Origin of the sequence: Xanthomarina sp. F1114, assembly GCF_026410255.1 — a bacterium.
Classification (GTDB): domain Bacteria; phylum Bacteroidota; class Bacteroidia; order Flavobacteriales; family Flavobacteriaceae; genus Xanthomarina.
The window spans coordinates 122797-139583 of record NZ_JAPMLL010000005.1 but is presented as its reverse complement, the minus strand read 5'-3'; the positions used below and the strand labels follow the sequence as shown (position 1 = coordinate 139583).

Here is a 16787-nt window from a genome sequence, read left to right as displayed (position 1 = left end):
ACAACATTATTAAGTCTTGTATTATCTATAGTGTAAGTCTTTTAAAACACTAGCATTTTAACCTCTTATACTTTAACTAATTGTTAAGTGTTTATTTTTAGTCTATAGTGCAAAAAGCAGTATGTTTGCGCGCAATTGATGAAAAATACAAATCCACATATTAAATTTTTAAGAAATTCCATTATACTTCTAGTGGTACTATTTTCTTTAACACCTTGTTCTGTAAAAGAATCTGGTTCTGTGCTTTTCAATTTTGAGTACCAACGTCCTCTAAACAAAACAAGAGTTTCATTTTCTCAAGAGAACTCTTGTAATAGTCTAATCTTTAATCAAGTTGAAACAGTTCAAACTCAAAAAACTGTTGATTTAGATTTACGTACAGTTTCAATAAGTAATCCTTTTTTATTTTCGACTGTTTTTGGAGAAGTAAACCAAATAAAGTCATCTAATGCCTCTCCAGACATAGGTAGACCATTGTATATTTTATACAGTAGATTAAAACTCGATTTAGCTTAGTTTTTTTTCGCTATACATTTTTAATCATCAATATTACTTTATATAAATATCAATTTTAATGAAACAATTTACAGATAAACAGTCGTTTAATATGACTGGACTTTTTACATTGTCTATCAGATTAGTTATTGGATGGACTTATTTTTCTGCGTTCTGGCGCAGATTAGTTTTAGAAAACAAACTCAACCCTGAAGAAGCCGGATATATTGGCGAAAAATTCAATCACTTCCTGCCTAATGCCTTAGGAATTAAACCACTTATTGAATATTTGGTGTCTAATCCAGATGTTTTATGGTGGAACATGGTTGCTTTTACTATTATAGAAGGAATTGTAGGACTTCTCATCATGTTCGGATTCTTTACCCGCTTAATGAGTATTGGTGTATTCTTTTTAGCCATGGGAATTTTATTAGGTTCTGGGTGGATTGGAACTACCTGTTTAGACGAATGGCAAATTGGAGTTTTAGGAATAGCTAGTGGTTTTGCTTTATTCTTAAGTGGAAGCGGATATTACTCTATGGATAAGTTCTTCATGGATAGAAAATATAAATTTACAGAAACCAAATGGTTCTCTTTTCTAGGTTCCGGAGTCTTACCAATAAGAAATTTAAAGCAAATTGTTTTAGTTGGTGCCTTGGCTATATTTGCTCTAACTCTTTATACCAATCAGTATTTCCATGGAGGTGTTTTTGGAACTCTTCATAATAAATCTGTAAAACCTAAAGTGGAACTAAGTGATGCTTCTATAAAAAATAATACTTTAGAGTTTGAAGTTTTTAGAGTAGAGGGAGCAGATGTTTATGGTTCGTTCTTAATTGGTATTCAGTTATTAGACAGTAATGGAAATATAGTTTTGAATAAAAATGGAGCAGATCTTTCTAAGTTCAATTTAGACAATATTAGTAATTATTATATAGCTAAAGTGAAGCCAGGAAAACACAGTTTAATTATTCCGTTGGGGGCTAAAGCTATTCTATCTATGAATTTAGAAGGGATGAAATATGCAAAAAACGAAACTTACAAGCTAAAACTTATAGATATTAGTGGCGCAGAATGGGAGATTCAAATTGAAAAATAGGATCTCTTTTTTATAAAGAAAACTTCCCTGAAAGACCATGAGTTTGGCAGGGAAGTTTAATTTTTTAATGGTATAAATATTTTCAAGAGAAGAGATATAAAGTTTTTTTAGCCGCTATCTGGAAATCCTAATCATTACTCAAATCTCATAACAGAAGTTTTGAATGTCTGTTTGCTATATAAGACGTGTCCATGGTTTTTAAACTAAAACCTTAATAAGCTCTATATTCACTTCATGTTTTCCTTCAAAAGAAATAATATTTATGTCCTTTCCAAACAGTTTTTTACCTCTATTTATTTCTTGGATCATGCGTTTTTCATCTAGATATGGATCTTCTGTTCCATATATTATAGAAACTTTAGCGTTTAAAAAATCGAAATTTTCAGGCTCTAACTCTATCGGGATTCCTCCAGAATGCATGACTAATTGTTCACAATTCAATTTTCTTTTCGCCACATATCTCAATGCAACACTTACTCCTTGAGAATAACCTAACACAATTAAATTTTTATCTTTTGGAATGTTTTCAGCTTCAAAAACAGCATCAAAGTAATTCATAATATTCTCTGTTTCTCTAAGCGTGTTTTCTTTAGTTAACCAACTAGAGCCCACATGTTTTAACTTGGGTGGTAAGTAATATTTGCTTTGCGCTTGCGGAGCAATTATATAGTTTTCTTCAGCGTTTAAGCCGGTAAAGTATCTTAAAAAATAGCGACTTAAAAAGCCCATTCCATGACAAACAAACCAAACGTTTTTTGTTTTATCTGTTAGGCTGTTTAACGTAGAATAACTATTGGTAGTTGTGTATGATATTTGTCTTTCTTCTAAATTCATTTTGTACTTTTACATTTCGATTTTAAAAATACAATTTTCTATGCAATTATCTAAAGAAAGTGTGCTAGCAAAAGCCAATGCAGCCAGTAAAAACACCTTAATGGAAACTTTAAATATTGAAATGGTCGATTATGGTTCCGATTTTCTAGTAGCTCGAATGCCGGTTAATTCCAGAGTTTATCAGCCAGACGGTGTTTTGCATGGAGGCGCAACGGCTGCCCTTGCAGAAAGTGTTGGTAGTTTTGCATCGCATATATTTATAGATATAGAAAATAAATTTGTGCGCGGATTGGAAATTACTGCGAATCATTTAAAAAGTGTAACAGAAGGTTATGTATACGCTAAAGCTACGTTTTTACACAAAGGTAGAACCACTCAATTAATAGATATTAGAGTAACGGACGATAACGATAACCTAATTTCTGTTTGTAGATTATCAACTATTTCACTTCCAAAAAAGAAATAATGATCTCCGACGAATTTTTTCAAAATATTCAACAGCAATTAATAGAACAGTTGCCCTTTGTAGTATATAGAAAACCTAAAGAAGCTGAGGTAAAAGCCATGCTTCAAGAAACAAATAAATTATATACAATTAAAGACTATTCAGAAGAGGGTTTTGTTTTTGCTCCTTTTGATTCAACCAAGCTTTCTGTTTTAATTCCTGTTAAAGATTCTCTAACTATAACTTGCGGTTCTGTAAATTTAAACCTATTTACTAAACAAAGCCGAGTAAATGCGGGAGTAGAAGCAGCTCAAAATACTGAAGCCGCTCATAAATATCATATAGAATTGGTTCAAAAGGGAATTGATGTTATAGAGGAGAAGTTATTTCAAAAAGTTGTTTTATCAAGATGCGAAAAAGTAGGTCTTAAGGATGTAAACCCATTAGACACTTTAAAGAGTTTACTTCAAAACTACCCAACGGCTTTTGTGTACTGTTGGTATCATCCAAAAATAGGATTATGGCTTGGTGCTACACCAGAAAGTTTAATTGCCACAGAAGGCTCCCGTTTTAAAACGATGGCATTGGCCGGAACACAGAAATTTGAGGGCACAGAAGATGTTCTTTGGCAAAACAAAGAAAAAGAAGAGCAACAATTTGTCACAGATTTTATTTTGCAGAACCTAGAAGGAGCTACAGAAAACGTTCATACTTCAGATGTTAAAACAGTTAAAGCAGGTAATTTGCTTCATTTGCAAACTAATATTTCTGGAATTTTAAATTTCAAGAACTCTAGTTTTAAAGAATTACTTAATCAATTACATCCAACTCCAGCGGTTTGTGGAATGCCAAAAGAAGAAGCAAAGCAATTTATTATAAAAGAAGAAAATTATAATAGAGAATTTTATACAGGGTTTTTAGGGGAATTAAATTTAAAACAAAAAACCTCTAGAAACACCAATAGACGTAATGTTGAAAATAATGCATATGCTTCTATAAGGAAGGTCTCCAGCCTATTTGTAAATCTGCGTTGTATGCAAATATTAGATGGAAATGCATTAATTTACGTAGGAGGAGGTATTACTAAAGATTCTAACCCTGAAGCAGAATGGCAAGAAACTAGAGCCAAATCTTTAGTGATGAAAAAGGTATTACAATAGTTTTATTTCGCTGGGCTATTTATTACATTTACAGTCAGATTTTTTCTAAGATGCTATATTCAAAAATCCCTCTGGCTCAAACTGTTATTCAGTTGTGCAAAGCCAAAAACATTCAACATATTGTAATTTCTCCAGGAAGTAGAAATGCACCCTTAACTATTGGGTTTACTAACGACCCGTATTTTACTTGCTACAGTATTGTAGACGAGCGTTGTGCCGGGTTTTTTGCCTTAGGTATTGCCCAACAAATAGAAAGCCCTGTAGCACTAGTTTGTACCTCTGGAAGTGCTTTGTTGAATTATTATCCAGCAATTTCAGAAGCTTTTTACAGCAATATTCCTCTAGTAGTTTTATCGGCAGACAGACCTAGATATTTAGTGGGGATTGGAGATGGACAAACCATCAATCAGAAAGACGTATTTGCCAATCATATATTGTTTTCGGCCAATCTAAGACTGAATTTTGAACATGCACCTAAAAATCTAAACGAGTCTGAGCCAGCAATTATTAGATCGATAGAAAATAAACTGGAACGCATGCTTGGAGTTAAGCAAGAATTGGATGAGGAAAATGAAACCAAAATTAATACGGCCATTAATAGAGCTGTTTTATCAAATGGTCCCGTTCATATTAATATTCCTTTTGAAGAACCTTTGTATGAAACTACAGAGACTCCCATAGCCAACCCAAAAGTTATTGATGTTGAAGTAAAAAAGAAAAAAATTGACGATTTCTTTATTCAAGAATGTTACGACGATTGGAATAGCTATCCTAAAAAAATGATTTTGGTTGGAGCCAATAAACCGGACCAAGTGGAACAGAAAATTCTGGACGAATTAGCTAAAGATACTAGTGTTATAGTGTTAACAGAGACTACTTCTAACATTCATAACAAACAGTTTTTTAATAGTATTGATAAGTTGATTGCGCCATTAACTGAAGAGGAGTTTAAAGACTTACAACCAGATATTTTAGTAACTTTTGGAGGATTGATTGTTTCAAAGAAAATAAAAGGTTTCTTGCGTAAATTTCAACCAAAACATCATTGGCATATTGATAAAAAATCTGCAAATGATACATTTTTCTGTTTAGATAAACATATAGAAGCTACGCCAAATCAGTTTTTTAATTCTTTATTACCTAGACTAACTCATTTTGTAAAAAGCGATTATAGTTCGTATTGGAATGAAATAAGGGCAAAGAGAAAAGAAAAGCATAAAGAATATGTAGAAAACATTCCTTTTTCCGATTTTAAGGTTTTTGATATTGTTATAAATAACTTACCAGAGCAACTGGTTTTACAATTAGGGAATAGCTCAGCCATTAGATATTCTCAACTTTTCGACTTAAATAAAAATATCCCAGTTTTTTGTAACCGTGGTACAAGCGGAATAGATGGAAGTACAAGTACAGCTATTGGGTGTTCTAAGGCTCATAAAAAGCCTACTGTTTTAATTACTGGCGACTTAAGTTTCTTTTACGACAGCAATGCTTTGTGGAACAACTATATTCCTAATAACTTTAGAATTATTATTATAAATAATCAAGGAGGAGGAATTTTTAGAATTCTCCCAGGACATAAAGACAATAAAAAATTTGATACTTATTTTGAGACCACACACAAGCTCTCGGCAAAACACCTTTGTAAAATGTACGAGTTAGATTATGTATCAGCCTCCAATGAGAAACAATTAAAAACTCTATTAAAAACATTTTTTAACGAATCTGATCAGCCAAGAGTATTAGAGATTTTTACGCCAAGAACTATCAATGATCAAGTGTTATTAGATTATTTTAAATTTATAAAATAAATAGAAAGAACACATATTTTTAGTTTAATCTGTTTTTTAATATTAAAACAATAAAAAATTAAAATATTAAGAAAATATCAATGGATTATGCTGTCAAATTATATTAATAATGATTATATTTAAAATCTATTTATTATTAATCTCAAAATTAAATTTAACATGGGAAAAAGAGACGACTTAATTGTAAAGTATGCAGCAGATTTAAAAGACAAATGTGGTGTTAATCCAGATATGGACTTACTAACAAAAGTCACCATTGGTTGTGGACCATCAATTTATAATGCAGATGCATCAACAGTTTCTGGAACAGATCCTTCAGAATTAGCTACTGTAAAAAATAATTTTTTAATAAAAAAACTAGGTTTAAAAGATAGTCCAGATTTGGATAAAGGAATTCAAGCCGTATTGGACCAATACGGACAATCTAATAGAAATAAATATAGAGCAGTAGTTTATTATTTATTAACCAAACATTTTAAAAAAGAATCAGTTTATAAATAGACTGTTTAAATAGCATTTAAGCGTTACTTTTCTATTTGTGGAATAGTAACGCTTTTTTTATTTCTAATAACGAATATTATTACCTTTGTAGCATGATAAATTTAGGAGAATACAATACCTTAGAAATAATTCGAGAATCTGAACAAGGAATTTATTTGGCAGATAATGAAGGAAACGAAATATTACTACCAAATAGATATGTACCAGAATCGTTTATAATTTGGGAAAAAATAGAGGTTTTTGTCTATTTAGATAATGAGGAACGCTTAGTTGCAGTAACAGATAAACCTTATATCAAAAAAGGCGATTTTGCTTTATTAAGATGTAATGCTGTTACAGAACATGGTGCCTTTTTAGATTGGGGTATGCTTAAGGAACTGTTTTGTCCTTTTGGAGAGCAAGCTTTTAAAATGAAAAAAGGAGGCTGGTATTTTGTCTATTGTTTTTTAGATGAAAAGACTAACAGATTAGTGGCTTCTAGTAAAACTAATCAGTTTTTAGATAATAAAGAGCTTACTGTTAAAGAGTTTGAAGAAGTGGATTTAATTGTCTCTCATCCTTCAGATTTAGGTATGAATGTTATTATTAATAAAAAACATTTAGGCCTTATTTTTAAAGATGATATTTTCCAAGATCTTAGTGTAGGCGATCGTTTAAAAGGTTATATCAAGAAAATTAGACCTGATAATAAAATCGATGTTGTTTTAGGCCAAATAGGTTATAGAAACATTGAACCTAATGCCGATGCTATTATGATAGAACTTCGTGATAATAGTGGGTATCTAAAACTAACAGATAAGTCTAACCCTGAAGATATTAAGCAAATTCTTCAGATGAGTAAAAAAAGCTTTAAGAAGGCTGTTGGAACTTTATATAAACAAAGACTTATAGAAATTAAAGAAGATGGGATTTATTTGATATAACCAGCTGTTCCGTTTTAAATATCTCACTAAGCCATGTATCAGCTTGTTCTAAAGAATTAAATAATTTACGATTAATTTTTTTGAAAAAATAATTTTCTAAATCGAAATGTATTGTTTGACTACAGTTATAGCCTACTACGGCTGTAGCAACTAGATTTGGAACTTCTTTTTCAAGTTTTACAGCATCAGATGGTACTGTATTATAAGGATTAATTTTGTTTACAATTAGCCCAAATGGTCTGTTATTGGGAAAGTATTTATTTCTCTTAGCCATAATAGGTTGTATGGCACTAAAAGAAACAAGAGTATCTTTGGCGTATTCTACCACAATAAAATCTTCAAAAAAATAGAAAGTCCCAACCTTAAGTTCATAGGTTTTTATTATGCGATGTGAAAGATGAGATTCACGAATTGAGATGGCCATATTATTTTTTGTTGTCGTTTTTTTTAATTTCTAGTTCATCTTGAATCCAGTTTGCTGCTTCTATTAAATTATTAAAGCGCTTTCTGGGAATGGAAAAATAATGATCTTCTAGATCTAATACTTTTGTTGTCACTTCACTGTAAGAAACAATAGCATAAGCAGATAAATAATTTGAAAAATTAGAATTCTCGAACATATCAATAAGATTAACCGAATAAGAGTTAATTCTATTTGAAATAAAACCAACGGGTTTAGAATTATATTTTTCTTTACCCATTTCCATAATATCTTCAAATTGAGCAAAAGAAACATGACTTTCTTCTTTAAACTCTGCAATAATAAAATCTTTAAAGAAATAAAAATCACCTATTTTAGAAGCGATAGTATCTTCTATCAAATGTGTAATAGACGAATTTACAACCTTCATAATCTTTTGTAATTTGGGGGCAAGTTATAAAATGTAGATGATAATTAGAAGGTACGACACCATAAAAAATATAAGGTTGGTTAAAATTGCTCGAAAATACTTATTTTTGATGCTTTAAATTAAAACTAAATTTATGAAGGATATTGATTGGGTTGTAGCCAAAGAGTACGAAGATATTACCTATAAGAAATGTAATGGAGTGGCTAGAATAGCTTTTAATAGGCCAGATGTTCGAAACGCATTTAGACCAAAAACTACTAAAGAATTATACGACGCTTTTTACGATGCCAGTGAAGATGTAAGCATAGGTGTTGTTTTACTTTCTGCTGAAGGTCCTTCCACCAAAGACGGTGTATATTCCTTCTGTTCTGGAGGCGATCAAAAAGCAAGAGGACATCAAGGTTATGTGGGGGATGATGGCTACCACAGGTTGAATATTTTGGAAGTACAACGACTTATTAGGTTTATGCCAAAAGCCGTAATTGCAGTGGTTCCAGGATGGGCAGTTGGAGGAGGGCACAGTTTACACGTAGTTTGCGATTTAACTCTAGCCAGTAAAGAACATGCTATTTTTAAACAAACAGATGCTGATGTTACAAGTTTCGATGGGGGTTATGGCTCGGCCTATTTAGCAAAAATGGTAGGACAGAAAAAAGCCCGTGAAATCTTTTTCTTAGGAAGAAATTATTCAGCTCAGGAAGCTTACGAGATGGGCATGGTAAACGCTGTAATACCTCATGAAGAGTTAGAAAGTACAGCTTATAATTGGGCTCAGGAAATTTTAGCTAAATCTCCAACATCTATAAAAATGTTAAAATTTGCTATGAATCTAACAGACGATGGAATGGTAGGCCAGCAGGTATTTGCAGGAGAGGCAACTCGCTTAGCATATATGACAGACGAGGCGAAAGAAGGGCGTGATGCCTTTTTAGAAAAACGCAAACCTAACTTTCCAAAAAAATGGATTCCTTAAATCTATAGACTTTAAACGTATTTATGTCAAAAAAATATAAAACCTGGTTGTCTGCCTTTAGGTTAAGAACACTTCCATTGTCTATTTCAGGAATTATTGTAGCTGCTAGTCTAGCAGAATACAATGGCTTTTTTAATTGGTCGATATTCGTTTTAGCTCTTTTAACCACTTTAAGCTTACAAATATTATCTAACCTGGCAAACGATTATGGAGATGGTATTAAAGGAACAGATAATCACGAACGTATTGGACCACAACGCGCCATACAAAGTGGAGAAATCACTCCAGAAAAAATGCTTGATGCTATAAAAATAAACATTCTTATAACTATCGGCTTGGCTCTTCTATTAATTCTATCTGCTTTTGGATCAAAACATTTCCTTTTAGGCTTGTTATTTTTCGGGATTGGTCTGGTGTCTATTTATGCCGCTATAAAGTATACCGTTGGAAGTAATGCTTATGGATATAGAGGATTAGGAGACTTGTTTGTATTTGTGTTTTTTGGACTTGTTAGTGTTATTGGAGGTTATATTTTATTTTCAAAACAATTAGATCATGTCGTTTTCCTTCCAGCTTTTACTATTGGTTTGCTTAGTGTTGCAGTATTAAATTTAAATAATTTACGTGATATTAATTCCGATAGAAATGCTAATAAAAACACCCTAATTGTTAAAATGGGGTTCGAGAATGGTAAAATCTATCATTATTTTTTGGTGGGTTCTGCTATTGTATTATCTGCACTTTTTGGAATTCTTTACTACACATCTGTTTTCAACCTAATATTTTTTATAGCTTATATTCCTTTAATTAAACATTTAATTGTTGTAAAGAACAATACAGAACCAAAACTGTTAGATCCTGAGTTAAAAAAATTGGCTTTATCTACTTTTGCTTTAAGCGTTTTGTTAGCAATTGGTCATTTATTATAATGAACTAAATATAATAAAACAAGGTAATTAGTTGTAATTCAGATTAATATGTTTTATATTTATTGTATTGATACTCTATTATCAATATTTTGAAGCATATTAAATAGCTTCATATTTTGGGGATTGAAAAACTCAAGCAAATTACTAAAATTTGTTTGAGTTTTTTTGTAAATTCCAGTTTCAATCTATTAAAATCTCTCAAAATGAAAATTACTTTTTACGGTCACGCTAGTTTAGGAATTGAAGTTAATGACGTTCATATTTTAGTTGATCCATTTATTTCGGCTAATGAAAAAGCGTCGCATATAGATTTAGAGTCTTTAAAAGCAGACTATATTTTATTAACTCATGCACATCAAGATCATATTTTGGATGTTGAAGCCATTGCTAAACGTACAGATGCTGTAATTGTATCTAACTTTGAAGTGGTAACACACTTTCAAAATAAAGGTTTTGAAGGTCACCCTATGAATCATGGAGGGAGTTGGGATTTTGAATTTGGAAATGTAAAGTTTGTTAATGCCATTCATACATCTTCTTTTCCAGATGGGAGTTATGGCGGACAACCAGGAGGTTTTGTAATTGAAGGCGAACGTAAAAATATTTATATAGCAGGTGATACCGCCTTGACAATGGATATGAAATTAATCCCTATGCAAACTAAATTAGATCTGGCTATTCTACCAATTGGAGATAATTTTACCATGGGAGTAAATGATGCTATCCTCGCTAGTAATTTTATAGAATGCGATAAAATTCTTGGTTATCACTTTGATACGTTTGGCTATATAGAAATAGACCATGAAGAGGCTAAACGTAAATTCTTCGATAAAAATAAAGATTTAATGCTATTAGAAATAGGGGAGAGTATCGAACTTTAATTTTTTCAAAATCTTATAATTATAGCTTCAAAAAGATATGATGTATAGTGAATGATAAGCAGGTTTTTAACCTTGAGATAACTGTGTAAATTACCCCACTGTAATAAAAGAAAGCAATTCAACTGTAACAGTTAAGAAAAAAGATTATCTATACTATATAACCTTACAAAAACATATCTCATGAATTTATTATACAAGATGTCTATCAAAGTTTTAGCAATTACTTTATTATTGTTTTCAACAACTGTATTTTCCCAAAATAGGAATATTGCTGTCAATAGCTTTAATAAGGTAATTGTTAGTCCTCATATTGAGGTTACTTTTAAAACAGGTGAAAAGGAAGAGGTTATAATAGAACATATTAGCGAGCCTTTAGAAAAGTTTCATGTGGAAGTTAAAAAGCACACCTTACAATTATATTTAGACGGAGCAGAATACACAACAAAAAAGGATATTGAGAAAAGCTCGAAAAACAGAACTGTACCATTATATAAAGGTACTGTAGTGAAAGTTATTGTAGTCTATAAAAAGGCTGTTAGTTTTTCTTTGCGTGGCGAAGAAAGAATAGTATTTGATAGTCCTGTTAATTCAGATAGAATGACACTAAATATTTATGGTGAATCTCAGGTTTATATGAATGATGTTGAATTAAAAGATCTGAAAGTAACTATTTATGGTGAGAGTTTTTTCAAAATTGAAAAAGGAACTGTTGTGAACCAAAAGATAACTGCTTATGGTGAATCTAATGTCAACACTTTAGATGCACAAAGTAAATCCACCAAAATTACAGCATACGGAGATGGTAGTTTTCAGTTTAATGTATCTGATAGGTTAAAGATAGTATCTTATGGAGAACCGACTGTAACTTATAAAGGTAACGCTAGATTGGATAGTGGAATTTCTATTGGAGAAGTAGAGATTGTAAAACTAAATTAAAGTTTAGGTAACCTTGCTTTTTAGTACTAGCTTATGTAGTAACTTAGGAAAAAAACGTTTTAAATATACCCCTAAAACCTCCTTTTTTCCAATATAGGCTTCAAATTTCTCTTTACGTATAGCTTGTATCATTTTTTTAGTGAATACATCTACGTTTAATCCGTTTTCGGTCATTGTGTCTTGATGTATTTGTTTGCTTCCATCTGAAGTTAATGCATTTCTGGCTACGTCGGTATTTACAAATCCCGGACAAATCATGGTTACTTTTATATTATCTGCACTATGCTCTAACCTTAAAGCGTCAAAAAATCCATGTAAAGCATGTTTTGCTCCGCAATAGGCTGACCGTAAGGGGGAACTAAACTTTCCCATAAGGCTGGAAACAACAACATAATGTCCGGTTTTATTAGCTACAAAATGAGGTAAAAGAGCTTTGCTTAAAGCTACAGTTCCCAAATAATCTACTTCCATTAGTTTTCTGTCTACAGCTATATCTGTATCAATTATGGGAGAACGTTGACTAATTCCTCCATTATTAATAAGGATATCTATTTTACCGAATAAAGAAATTGCATCTCCAGCAATAGAAGCATGCGTTTCTGTTTCTGCTAAGTCTAATGTTAAAACAGCTATATTTTCAGGTTGCTTGCATAATGCTTTTACTTTTTCTAATTCAGCTTTTCTTCGAGCAGAAAGTATCAGTTTACAATTCTCATTAGAAAGTGTTATAGCTAAACTTTTGCCAATGCCACTTGAAGCTCCGGTAATCCAAATTACTTTTTCATTAAGGGTCATACAATCTCATTTTTATTATCAACTGAAAACTGAGACGGTGACTTTAAACCGGCATCAAGCCATTCTTTTCTCAAATCATCACTCGATTTTCCAGTTCCATCATGTTTCCAACCTGGAGGTTTTACTAAATATTTAATCCGGTTAGAAATAGATTTTTTTCCAGAAAACACATCTTTTAACATATGATACCATTCTAAATAAGCAACTTTAATTGGGTTATACGTATGGATGTTTTCTACCAATCCATAAATAACTTTTTCGTCATCTAATTCAGCTTGGAAAGTTCCAAAAAGTTTATCCCAGATAATTAGGATTCCTGCGTGGTTTCTATCCAAATAAATAGGGTTACTTCCATGGTGTACTCTGTGGTGAGAAGGCGTATTCATTACAGCTTCAAACCATTTTGGTAGTTTGTTAATGGTTTCGGTATGAATCCAGAATTGATATAACAGACTTATAGACATTTGCAATAAAATCATGGCTGGATGAAACCCAAGTAAAGGCAACCATAACCAAAACACAAAGGAATAAAAACCACCAGACCAAGTTTGTCTTAAGGCCGTACTTAAATTATAATGTTCTGAGGAATGATGCACCACATGCGAAGCCCAAAAAAGTCTACATTCATGAGAAACTCTGTGGAACCAATAATAAGATAAATCGTCTACAAAAAATAACAAAATAACACTCCACCAAGCCAATGGAATAGTGAATAATCTAAAGTTTTCATACACAAAAAAGAAAGCCAATAAAACCAAACCTTTGCTAACTAAATTAATAGCAACATTACCCAAGCCCATGGCAATAGATGTAAAGGCATCTTTAGTTTCGTAAGTTTTAATTTTTTGTCTGGTTGTAATAAACAATTCCAGAAGCATGGAAACTATAAAAAATGGAATGGCAAAATAAATAAGATTTGGAAATTCTGGCATGACTATTTAATATATATTGAAGTCTAATGTACAAAATATTTTGAGTATTTTTGAAACTAACTATGAAAGCAAATTACCAGAATTATATTTTAAATTTTAAACAAGCCAGTGGTACGTCTAGAGGGATTTTAAAAACTAAGGAAACTTGGTTTATAATTCTTGAAAAAGACGGAAAAACTGGTGTTGGAGAATGTGGTTTATTTAGAGGATTGAGTGTAGACGATGTACCACATTACGAAGATATTTTAAAATGGACCTGTTTAAATATTCATTTAGGATTACCTGTTTTATTGGATGAACTTTATAAGTTTCCAAGCATTCAATTAGGACTTGAAACGGCATTTGCTTCTCTTAATAGTAAAGATCCTTTCGAGATATTTCCATCAGAATTTACTCAAAGTAAAGATGCCATTTCTATTAACGGCTTGATTTGGATGGGAAGCGAAGCCTTCATGAAACAACAAATTAAAGAAAAAATTGAAGCTGGGTTTTCATGTATTAAAATGAAAATTGGCGCTATCGATTTTCAAACGGAATTTAATCTTTTAAAATCCATAAGAAAAGAGTTCTCTCCAAAAGACATCGAATTACGTGTAGATGCTAATGGTGCATTCTTAGTTGAAGAAGCTTTAGAAAAACTAAAACTACTTTCAGAATTAGATATTCATTCTATAGAACAACCTATAAAACAAGGTCAAATTGAAGATATGGCTAGTTTGTGTGAAAAAACACCTTTACCAATTGCTTTAGACGAAGAGTTAATTGGTGTTTTTTCAAAAGAAAAAAAGACAACCTTACTTGAAACAATAAACCCTCAATATATTATTTTAAAACCAAGTTTGGTTGGTGGTTTTTCAGGAAGTAAAGATTGGATTGATTTATCCGAAAAACAAAATATAGGTTGGTGGATTACAAGCGCTTTAGAGAGTAATGTGGGCTTAAATGCGATTGCACAATGGACTTATACCCTAAACAGTGCTATGCCTCAAGGACTTGGAACAGGGAGTTTATTTACTAATAATTTTGCTTCGCCTTTAAATGTAAAAAATGGTACATTGCAGTACCAAAAAAATGAAAACTGGAATTTTAATTTATAACCTATGTATATAGCTCAAGCTTTTAACGTCTTACACGATTGGTGGAGATATTTAGTTGGAATAGTTTTAATTGTTATTGCTGTGGTAATCGGACAAATTCCGTTTACAGTGGCTGTTTTTATGAAAGCCATGAACGATGGTGAAAGTGTTTTTGGTTTGGATGAAACGAAAATGATGACCATGTTGGAGCCAAATTTAAATCTATTTTTAATGCTACTCTCTTTTGCTTTTGGGTTAGTTGGATTGTTTTTGGTAGTAAGACTTCTTCATAAACAAAGTATTACATCCTTAACTACAGCCAGGAGTAAAATAGATTGGAAACGTATCTGGTTTGCCTTTATACTTTGGGGTGTGGTAAGCTCTGGATTTATTTTTCTTGATTACTATTTAACTCCGGAAGATTATGTAGTAAATTTTAAAATGCAGCCATTTATTATTTTATGTGTTATAGCCGTTGTATTAGTTCCTTTACAAACAAGTTTTGAAGAATATCTATTTAGAGGTTATTTAATGCAAGGAATTGGTGTTTTAGCAAAAAATAAATGGGTGCCATTACTTACTACGTCTGTTGTTTTTGGAATGTTACATATTGCAAATCCTGAAGTAGACAAATTAGGAAATGTTATTATGGTCTATTATATAGGAACAGGTTTGTTTTTGGGAATAATGACTTTAATGGACGAAGGAATGGAGCTTGCGCTTGGTTTTCATGCTGCAAATAACTTGTTTACGGCTTTACTGGTTACGGCAGATTGGACGGCATTCCAAACACATTCGGTTTTAAAAGATATGTCTGAACCAACTACAGCTGCTTTCTCTGAAATCTTTGTGCCTGTTTTTATTGTGTTTCCTCTGTTGTTGTTTATTTTTTCAAAAAAATATAACTGGTCTAATTGGAAAGATAAATTAGTTGGTCCCGTTGAAGCTCCATTAAAAGAATCTCTTATTTCAGAAATAGGAATTGAAGACTCTATCATTGAAGAAAACAATAACATAGATTAATACTTATGATTCCTACTTACGATAAAGTCCACAATCACTTTAAGTTAAATAATAAGTCCTATAATCGCGATGAGTTAAAGGAAGTTGCGTACAGCTTTATTAAAGAAGGAAGTCCCTCAGAAAAGGCATTAGGCGATTTTTTAGCCGATTGGTTGGATGCAAAAGATTATATAAAATCTAAAACATCTGGAACAACAGGGAAACCAAAAATCATTAAAATTAAAAAGCAAGCCATGGTATATTCTGCCATAGCTACAGGAAATTATTTTGGTTTAAAACCAAAAGATAGAGCTTTACATTGTTTACCTACGCAATTTATTGCTGGGAAAATGATGTTGGTTAGAGCCATTATTTTAGGCTTACAAGTAGATGTTATTGAACCGGGAACTACTTTAAATTTTAGTTCTAAGAAACACTACCATTTTGCTGCTATGATTCCCATGCAAGTGCAGCAGAATTTAAAAAAACTAACTCATATAAAAACGCTTATTGTTGGTGGAGCCCCCATGTCGTCTGAGCTTATAGATCAACTTCAGCCTTTGCAGACTAAGGTATACGCAACTTATGGCATGACTGAAACTATCACGCATATTGCCATAAAAAAATTAAACAACTTTACTAATTCGGAAAGTGTTTCTAATACTTATTATGAAGTATTACCAAGTATTCATATTTCTCAAGATGAAAGAGAATGCTTAGTTATTGAAGCACCAAAACTTTCTAAAGAAAAAATTACCACCAATGATGTAGTAAAGCTACATTCAGAAAAAACTTTTGAATGGTTAGGAAGATTTGATAATGTGATAAATTCCGGTGGTATTAAGTTCTTTCCTGAGCAGATAGAGGAAAAATTAAAAGGAAAAATTTCAAATAGGTTTTTTATAGCTTCGGAAGAAGATGACAAACTTGGTGAGAAACTAATTCTTGTTTTGGAAGCGGTTAAGAATGACTTATCGAACACAGTTTTTAAAGACTTAGATGCATACGAAAAACCAAAGAAAATCTACACAGTTTCGAAATTTAGTGAAACCACATCTGGTAAAATTCAGCGTTTACAAACAATAGCTGCCATTAATAACTAAATTATGCTTATTTTATAACTATTAATCTGTTAGATGTTTTC

Annotated in this window: 19 protein-coding genes; 14 read left to right on the top strand and 5 right to left on the bottom strand. The window is 31.7% G+C overall.

The features are described from left to right. The first annotated feature begins 138 nt into the window (after positions 1 to 138). A complete protein-coding gene (locus tag OS188_RS05505; protein WP_267147829.1) occupies positions 139 to 516 on the top strand; it encodes a hypothetical protein in 378 nt (125 codons plus the stop codon). A gap of 58 nt (positions 517 to 574) precedes the next feature. Next, a complete protein-coding gene (locus tag OS188_RS05500) occupies positions 575 to 1594 on the top strand; it encodes a TQO small subunit DoxD (protein ID WP_267147828.1) in 1020 nt (339 codons plus the stop codon). Positions 1595 to 1792: 198 nt separating this feature from the next. Here OS188_RS05500 and OS188_RS05495 read toward each other — a convergent pair whose 3' ends face one another. After that, entirely contained in the window at positions 1793 to 2428 is a 636-nt protein-coding gene (locus tag OS188_RS05495) for an alpha/beta hydrolase (RefSeq protein WP_267147827.1), read from the bottom strand. Between the two features lie 40 nt (positions 2429 to 2468). Here OS188_RS05495 and OS188_RS05490 point away from each other — a divergent pair, with 40 nt between their 5' ends. The 5 genes from OS188_RS05490 (at position 2469) to OS188_RS05470 (ending at position 7268) form a co-directional block, all read left to right on the top strand. Further along, positions 2469 to 2894, top strand: a complete 426-nt coding sequence (locus OS188_RS05490) for a PaaI family thioesterase (RefSeq protein ID WP_267147826.1) — start codon at positions 2469 to 2471, stop codon at positions 2892 to 2894. Further along, positions 2894 to 4033, top strand: a complete 1140-nt coding sequence (locus tag OS188_RS05485; RefSeq protein WP_267147825.1) for a chorismate-binding protein — start codon at positions 2894 to 2896, stop codon at positions 4031 to 4033. The genes OS188_RS05490 and OS188_RS05485 overlap by 1 nt, the downstream gene beginning before the upstream one ends. 50 nt (positions 4034 to 4083) lie before the next feature. After that, on the top strand, positions 4084 to 5844 hold the full coding sequence (menD, locus tag OS188_RS05480) for a 2-succinyl-5-enolpyruvyl-6-hydroxy-3-cyclohexene-1-carboxylic-acid synthase (protein WP_267147824.1): 1761 nt from the start codon (positions 4084 to 4086) through the stop codon (positions 5842 to 5844). A gap of 159 nt (positions 5845 to 6003) precedes the next feature. Continuing rightward, positions 6004 to 6345, top strand: coding sequence for a DUF2853 family protein (locus OS188_RS05475; protein ID WP_267147823.1), 342 nt, complete (start codon positions 6004 to 6006; stop codon positions 6343 to 6345). A 92-nt stretch (positions 6346 to 6437) separates the two neighbouring features. Further along, positions 6438 to 7268 carry a CvfB family protein gene (locus OS188_RS05470; protein ID WP_267147822.1) on the top strand — a complete coding sequence of 277 codons (831 nt, stop codon included), beginning with the start codon at positions 6438 to 6440 and terminating at the stop codon, positions 7266 to 7268. On the opposite strand, the gene OS188_RS05465 is transcribed toward OS188_RS05470, so the two are convergent. Together OS188_RS05465 and OS188_RS05460 are read right to left on the bottom strand one after the other, a co-directional pair. Then, positions 7240 to 7692: a hypothetical protein gene (locus tag OS188_RS05465; protein WP_267147821.1), complete on the bottom strand. Its 453-nt coding sequence runs from the start codon at positions 7690 to 7692 to the stop codon at positions 7240 to 7242. The two genes, OS188_RS05470 and OS188_RS05465, sit on opposite strands and share 29 nt — an antisense overlap. A gap of 1 nt (position 7693) precedes the next feature. Next, positions 7694 to 8119, bottom strand: a complete 426-nt coding sequence (locus OS188_RS05460) for a hypothetical protein (protein WP_267147820.1) — start codon at positions 8117 to 8119, stop codon at positions 7694 to 7696. Between the two features lie 133 nt (positions 8120 to 8252). Here OS188_RS05460 and OS188_RS05455 point away from each other — a divergent pair, with 133 nt between their 5' ends. From OS188_RS05455 to OS188_RS05440, 4 genes are all read left to right on the top strand, one after another. Continuing rightward, a complete protein-coding gene (locus tag OS188_RS05455) occupies positions 8253 to 9092 on the top strand; it encodes a 1,4-dihydroxy-2-naphthoyl-CoA synthase (protein WP_267147819.1) in 840 nt (279 codons plus the stop codon). A 23-nt stretch (positions 9093 to 9115) separates the two neighbouring features. Continuing rightward, positions 9116 to 10021, top strand: coding sequence for a 1,4-dihydroxy-2-naphthoate octaprenyltransferase (gene menA / locus OS188_RS05450; protein WP_267147818.1), 906 nt, complete (start codon positions 9116 to 9118; stop codon positions 10019 to 10021). 203 nt (positions 10022 to 10224) lie between these two features. Beyond that, positions 10225 to 10902 (top strand): metal-dependent hydrolase, encoded by a 678-nt coding sequence (locus OS188_RS05445; RefSeq protein WP_267147817.1) that lies wholly within the window; start codon positions 10225 to 10227, stop codon positions 10900 to 10902. 180 nt (positions 10903 to 11082) lie between these two features. Then, complete coding sequence (locus OS188_RS05440) at positions 11083 to 11838, top strand: GIN domain-containing protein (RefSeq protein WP_267147816.1); 756 nt, start codon at positions 11083 to 11085, stop codon at positions 11836 to 11838. A gap of 3 nt (positions 11839 to 11841) precedes the next feature. Here OS188_RS05440 and OS188_RS05435 read toward each other — a convergent pair whose 3' ends face one another. Both OS188_RS05435 and OS188_RS05430 read right to left on the bottom strand, forming a co-directional pair. Continuing rightward, a complete protein-coding gene (locus tag OS188_RS05435) occupies positions 11842 to 12633 on the bottom strand; it encodes an SDR family oxidoreductase (RefSeq protein ID WP_267147815.1) in 792 nt (263 codons plus the stop codon). Continuing rightward, a complete protein-coding gene (locus OS188_RS05430; protein WP_267147814.1) occupies positions 12630 to 13565 on the bottom strand; it encodes a sterol desaturase family protein in 936 nt (311 codons plus the stop codon). The genes OS188_RS05435 and OS188_RS05430 overlap by 4 nt, the downstream gene beginning before the upstream one ends. Positions 13566 to 13627: 62 nt before the next feature. On the opposite strand from OS188_RS05430, the gene OS188_RS05425 reads away from it, so the two are divergent. From OS188_RS05425 to OS188_RS05415, 3 genes are read left to right on the top strand one after another with little or no spacing between them, the layout of a single operon-like run. Then, positions 13628 to 14662 carry an o-succinylbenzoate synthase gene (locus tag OS188_RS05425; RefSeq protein WP_267147813.1) on the top strand — a complete coding sequence of 345 codons (1035 nt, stop codon included), beginning with the start codon at positions 13628 to 13630 and terminating at the stop codon, positions 14660 to 14662. Between the two features lie 3 nt (positions 14663 to 14665). Beyond that, positions 14666 to 15664, top strand: a complete 999-nt coding sequence (locus OS188_RS05420; RefSeq protein WP_267147812.1) for a CPBP family intramembrane glutamic endopeptidase — start codon at positions 14666 to 14668, stop codon at positions 15662 to 15664. Between the two features lie 5 nt (positions 15665 to 15669). After that, on the top strand, positions 15670 to 16746 hold the full coding sequence (locus OS188_RS05415; protein WP_267147811.1) for an AMP-binding protein: 1077 nt from the start codon (positions 15670 to 15672) through the stop codon (positions 16744 to 16746). Positions 16747 to 16787: the final 41 nt, after the last annotated feature.